The sequence below is a fragment of the Streptomyces sp. NPDC005799 genome (genome assembly GCF_040630525.1).
Classification (GTDB): Bacteria; Actinomycetota; Actinomycetes; order Streptomycetales; family Streptomycetaceae; genus Streptomyces; species Streptomyces griseorubiginosus_B.
The window spans coordinates 1-1,102 of record NZ_JBEXXQ010000228.1; the positions used below are offsets into that span (position 1 = coordinate 1).

At 66.0% G+C, this 1,102-nt stretch carries 1 protein-coding gene; it reads right to left on the reverse strand.

Translation table 11 applies throughout. The features are described 5' to 3' along the window. A partial coding sequence (locus ABZ453_RS51410; protein ID WP_359027019.1) for a site-specific integrase occupies positions 1-969 on the reverse strand: 969 nt, incomplete at its 3' end. Positions 970-1,102: the final 133 nt, after the last annotated feature.

The following is a 1,102-nucleotide window of genomic DNA, read 5'->3' on the forward strand; positions in this document are numbered from 1 at the left end:
GTGCCGCCACGGCCCGCCCATGGCGGCACGGAACACGAAGTCGTCCTTGGCTCGGCCGCTCGTGAGGCGACGGACCATCTCCACCTGAGCCGCCGTCAGCGCGATGCGCCGCCGCGCCTTCTTCGTCTTGGGCGGCCCAAGGTAGAACGCCTGGGGACTTCCCTTCTTCGCCTTCTTCCAGGCCCGCTGAACGGACGCTGTGGGCTTCTCGGCGGTCAGGTTGAAGTCCTTGACCTGAAGCGCCGTTGCCTCGCCCCAGCGCATCCCTGTGCCCACGAGCCAGTCGGCCAGGTCCCGGGCGTCAGGATCCGTGATCTCCAATGCGATCCGCGCGTACTCGTCCCGCTCGAGGAACGTCATCTCCTCTTCGACGTGATCGTCCGCGCGCGGGAGGCTCGTGTTCTTGCACGGGTTCGTGCCGCGCAGTTGCGGTGTCGCGTCGACGGCGGCCTGGAAGATGCAGTAGAGGAGGCCGTGGCGGTTCGCGATGGACTTCGGGTCTGCCTTCCGGCGCAGCCACTTCTCAGGGTCGGTGGGGTCTGGCTCGCCGGCTTCCTCGCGGCGCACCCAGTCGGTCACGTCGTCCTGCGTGACATTGCAGATGGTGGCCGGTATCTCGGTGCCGTCGGCCCGCAGGTGCACGATGTGGGAGAAGTGAAGGCGGATCTCGCGCCGGTAGTCCTCGCGGGTGCGGTCGTCGATGCCGGTCAGCCGGTCGACGTAGCGGTCGGCGTACGCGGTCAGCGGCACGTCGTCGGGGTTCTCGTCGGGCTCGACGAAGCCACGACCACGCACCCAGCCATACGGCCACTTGTTGCCGTGCGCCTCCACCAGCTTGCGGAACGCCTCCGCCTGATCCGGGTCCGCGAAGTTCTCGTCCTCCCACGAGCCGCCGCGCCCACCTTGGAGCCACCGGACTTGGTAGGTCGCCGTACCGTCCTTCTTCTTGCGCTCTCGGATGCTCGCCATGACGGGACAATAAGGGCGGTTTCAAGATCGTGTGTGGCCGTGGTTTGGCCAAAAAGATAAAAGAATCAAGGGGTTGGCCTGTTTTACCAGGTCAACCCCTTGATCATTCAGGGTGAGTGACGGGACTCGAACC